We start from the raw sequence: 3,907 nt of genomic DNA, 5'->3' as shown, positions 1-3,907 counted from the left end.
TTAGATGGCACTACTGCTCCCTTACGTTTGCAGGCAAAGCCTGCTAGGATAGATTCGACTGAGGCGATAGCCTCAGCCGAACGGAGGCCCATAGCCGTCAAGCTAAGCCTTTTTATAATGTTCGACCCCAACGGGGTCGAAAAAACACTTACTCACCCCTACTATAAACCTTTCATTCCTCCGGAATGACTTCCTATAGGAGCTGATGCTGGAAACATCAAAGGCTTATAGAATAGTGTCGTTGTAGAAGCACGACCATTGTTCGGTTTAGGCTCCTGCCTCAGCCGAACGGAGTTCTTTCCTGGTGCACTACCATTGATAGCCTTCCCATACAAACCTATCGGCATAGCCCCTTAAGTTATTCCATTAAGTATCGCTTTGACTTATTCCTCCATCCTGCTTGACATTCATAGCGTACAAAACAAACTTTTAGGTTGGCTTGACATTCGTACTTAACAAAGCAAATCTTCTTTTGCGACTGGCCGCTATACTTGGTGTAACACCATCGTCCTTCATTCCCCTTTGCCTGGCACTCGTACTTAACCTCATATACCTTTAAGTCGGCCTGACATTCATACTTAACAACAAAAACTTTGACATTTGCCTGGCTTTCATAGCTAGCCACATAAATCCTTTGCGCCTCCACACGGCCAAATAGAAGTGCAACAATCGACAATAATAGAATTCTTTTCATATATGTTCCTCTACTTTTACAGCGACAATATACCATTTAGGAAACAATCCCAGCGCGCCTACGGCTGGGCAACTAGCAGAAACTTACGCTCTATTTCGGCTTCCGTCTCCGCATTTCCCGTCATTAAGCTCCACATCAGGGAGCTGTGCGAAGAAAACTTGCCCGTAATAGCTCCGTTTACCGTAATAATGCTGTAGCTATCACCTGCCGCTTCCATGCCGAGCACCTCGTACTTTAACGGAACGAATATCTTAAACCAGGAGCTTTGCTCCTGCTCCCTACTGTAGTGGTAAAAGTTTAAAACCCAGCGCCACGACTCCCCCTCTTTGGGCGGCTGATTTGCATCGCGCCAACCGCCATCTCCTACCTCCCAAGCAGAGTGCCTACGCACTAAAACGCAGTAGCTAAAGTCGTCGGAGATGGAAAACTTAACGTCGGCCTGCTCTATCTCCTGTACCGATCTTTCCTTTAAGGCTCTTTCTACCTGCTCGTTTTCAATCCAACCGCTCATTTCTACTCAGCTTATTTTAGTGATTCAATCCCCCAAATCCGATTTTATCCGAGTGCTTCTACTCTTTCAACAAATGCTTTTCTATCAGAATTCAGAATACTATCAAGCCTAATAACCATCTGCTCCTTTTCGCTTGATAGCCGAATTTCGTCTTCCGTTTTCACAACCTCGATAATATCCTTTATCCTAATTTTTTGATCTATACCATATATAAACTTACTCGATATTCTATAGCAGCTACTACGCCATAAAAACATTACAAGAACCCAAAATATGGCAAGAAAATAGTCACGACTAATGCCAAACCTCATATCCTTACTTGGAGAGATAACGACGAGTAATACAAGTAACAATACTACGATAAATAAGGGCATTCTATCAACCTTTGCACTCCTTGCAATTACAACTGTACCCCGCATTATTCTAATCTCATCAGGTAGCACAAAAATTAGTACAGAGGCAATGCATAAGTAAAATACAACTACACGAAACAACTCAACATGCTGGTAATCATAAAGCCCTAAATATATATAGGCATTAATTATTAAAACAACTATCAAAAACAACCTATGTATGACTCCTAACTTCATTAATCTTTTCATACTCTAAATTTTGTGTTCTAGGAATAGATTCCGTTTATTTATATTCAGATGATTTCAACTCTAATCCCAACCTGTTATTGGTTAAGAAGAAAAATAGCTCCTCCTTTCCGTTATCGCAAAGTAACGTTTTAGTATAAATCTGATACTCCTGCTGAGCTAGATATTCGACCAACCTAGTAGTGCGAGGCTTAGTGCTATCAAATCCGATTGAGATAGGAAACTCCGTACCATTTGGGTTGGCCGTATGGATGTATACGGCATCTTCGCTGCTATCGCACTCTGATACCTGTATCCAATACTGAAACTCTACTGGTAGGTTTGCCAGCTTTGCTTCAACCCGACCTGCAATGCGGAATAACGCATCGAGGTGCTGCTTTCGCGACCTCCACGATTTATTACCTAACCCTGTACCATCAACATGAATGTGATACAGGTCGAACCACGATTGGTTACCACCGCTAAAATCTAAGCTTTCGACAAAAAAGCGGTTCCCTAGGTTCCTAAAATACCTCCTTAAACCTCTCTTCTTTTTCATTTTACCATTCTACAATCTGGCTCAATGCCTCCACATCGAAGTTTTCATTTATTTTCTCTAAAATACTAGCTTTATACTCACTCGAGCACACCCTCTTCTGAATTAGCTCCACCCCCTGAATTGCATCGTCTATTGCCAACCAATCAGCTTCACCAACAACCTGCGCTTCATATTGGGTGGCACATCGTGCAAAGGCATCAGCATCGCCTTTGTACTTTCGAAAGATATCGACCTGCTGCTTAGTAATCATTGTACATTTATTTTTAATACGCCCCTTTTGGTCTGACGCTCGTACCATGAGGGGAAATACAACCAATAATGCTTACCACATAAACTTCACCGGAATAATCATGTAGGAACGGACGACTTCTCCGCGTCTTAATGCAGGCTTCCACTTCGGCATTGCTTTTATTACCCTTAACGCTTCTTGATCAAACGCCTTATCTAAGCTTCTTTCTACTTTAAAGAGGCTTAGGCTGCCATCCTTTTCCACAACGACCCTAACATAAACCGTTCCTACACAGTCATCATCATTTGGTAGCGTTAGATTACTAAGCAAAAAATCGTTTATTCGATCTCTTAATGTAGCCTTATCCCCATAGGTAAAATCTGCACTTATATCGCAATCATAATATACGGTAGTATCCGATTCTGAGCTTATACATTTAAAGCTACTATAAGGTATTTTTAGGGGTAAGCTATAGCTTACTCTTACATTTACATTCATTTGGATGGCAGGTTCCCAACGTGGCATTATGCGAATAACCCTTGCAACCTCCTTTTCGACAACTGCATCTCTAACCACAACCCTTGATTTTCCCTTATAAAATACGCACTTAACGTTAGAGATTCGCCCATCCTTTTCAACTACAAATGATGCTCTTGCAATCCCTTCGTTATTTGAACGCCTTAGCTCGGAATAGCTTAGATTACGCTCAATAAAACACCACATTTCTTTCTCACCACCCCGAAACATTGCATGTGTTTCTACAGGATCTATAATTTCTTCGGACTGAGAATAAGCCAGTATTGAAGTAACCGCAAATAGCGCAGCAAGTAATCTTCTTTTCATGGTATTTTCATATGTAATTGGTAACCGCTTATTTCTATTCTGCCTATTTCAACTCCAATCCTAACCTGTTTTTGGTTAAGAAGAAATCTTCATCTTACCATTTTATCTAGTGTTCGGCTGAAGCTCCTGCCCATGGCCGTCAAGCTAAGCCTTTTTATAATGTTCGACCCCAACGGGTCGAAAAAACACTTACTCATCCGTACTATAAACCTTTCATTCCTCCGGAATGACTTACTATAGGAGCTGATGCTGGAAACATCAAAGGCTTATAGAATAGTGTCGTTGTAGAAGCACGACCATTGTTCGGCTTAGGCTCCTGCCTCAGTCGAATCTATCCAAGCAGGCTAAAGCCTGCATTATCTATAGGTCTTCCAACCAAAATCCAACGGTATTACTTCTAGCGGCCCACTCATACCCGCATAGCATCTTGCGCTAGAATATAGGTAATCCTCTGCATTAACAACCAACCCATTACGAACAGGATTCTGATGAA

General features: G+C 41.8%; 7 protein-coding genes. 1 reads left to right on the top strand and 6 read right to left on the bottom strand.

What is annotated here, in order from left to right:
* Positions 1–189, top strand: a 189-nt coding sequence (locus L990_RS20430; RefSeq protein ID WP_231562291.1) for a hypothetical protein, incomplete at its 5' end; no start/stop codon positions are given.
* A gap of 169 nt (positions 190–358) precedes the next feature.
* On the opposite strand, the gene L990_RS15520 is transcribed toward L990_RS20430, so the two are convergent.
* The 6 genes from L990_RS15520 to L990_RS15495 all read right to left on the bottom strand — a co-directional run bounded on the left by L990_RS15520 (position 359) and on the right by L990_RS15495 (position 3,414).
* Entirely contained in the window at positions 359–694 is a 336-nt protein-coding gene (locus L990_RS15520; protein WP_047451262.1) for a DUF6150 family protein, read from the bottom strand.
* A gap of 58 nt (positions 695–752) precedes the next feature.
* Positions 753–1,205: a hypothetical protein gene (locus L990_RS15515; protein ID WP_047451259.1), complete on the bottom strand. Its 453-nt coding sequence runs from the start codon at positions 1,203–1,205 to the stop codon at positions 753–755.
* A gap of 44 nt (positions 1,206–1,249) precedes the next feature.
* Entirely contained in the window at positions 1,250–1,807 is a 558-nt protein-coding gene (locus L990_RS15510) for a hypothetical protein (protein ID WP_047451256.1), read from the bottom strand.
* Between the two features lie 34 nt (positions 1,808–1,841).
* Positions 1,842–2,342, bottom strand: coding sequence for a hypothetical protein (locus tag L990_RS19435; protein WP_052181075.1), 501 nt, complete (start codon positions 2,340–2,342; stop codon positions 1,842–1,844).
* Position 2,343: 1 nt separating this feature from the next.
* The gene (locus tag L990_RS15500) at positions 2,344–2,592 is read right to left on the bottom strand and encodes a hypothetical protein (protein WP_156121635.1); all 249 of its coding nucleotides are present in this window, start codon (positions 2,590–2,592) and stop codon (positions 2,344–2,346) included.
* Positions 2,593–2,664: 72 nt separating this feature from the next.
* Positions 2,665–3,414, bottom strand: coding sequence for an energy transducer TonB (locus L990_RS15495; protein ID WP_047451250.1), 750 nt, complete (start codon positions 3,412–3,414; stop codon positions 2,665–2,667).
* Positions 3,415–3,907 lie beyond the last annotated feature (493 nt).

The organism is Alistipes sp. ZOR0009, from assembly GCF_000798815.1.
Taxonomy (GTDB): Bacteria; Bacteroidota; Bacteroidia; order Bacteroidales; family ZOR0009; genus Acetobacteroides.
This window is presented reverse-complemented; position numbering and strand designations above follow the sequence as displayed.

Coding starts and splice junctions, on each gene's coding strand:
- L990_RS15515 (WP_047451259.1), bottom strand. CDS start 1,205: ATGAGCGGTTGGATTGAAAACGAGCAGGTAGAAAGAGCCTTAAAGGAA.
- L990_RS15520 (WP_047451262.1), bottom strand. CDS start 694: ATGAAAAGAATTCTATTATTGTCGATTGTTGCACTTCTATTTGGCCGT.
- L990_RS15500 (WP_156121635.1), bottom strand. CDS start 2,592: ATGATTACTAAGCAGCAGGTCGATATCTTTCGAAAGTACAAAGGCGAT.
- L990_RS15510 (WP_047451256.1), bottom strand. CDS start 1,807: ATGAAAAGATTAATGAAGTTAGGAGTCATACATAGGTTGTTTTTGATA.
- L990_RS19435 (WP_052181075.1), bottom strand. CDS start 2,342: ATGAAAAAGAAGAGAGGTTTAAGGAGGTATTTTAGGAACCTAGGGAAC.
- L990_RS15495 (WP_047451250.1), bottom strand. CDS start 3,414: ATGAAAAGAAGATTACTTGCTGCGCTATTTGCGGTTACTTCAATACTG.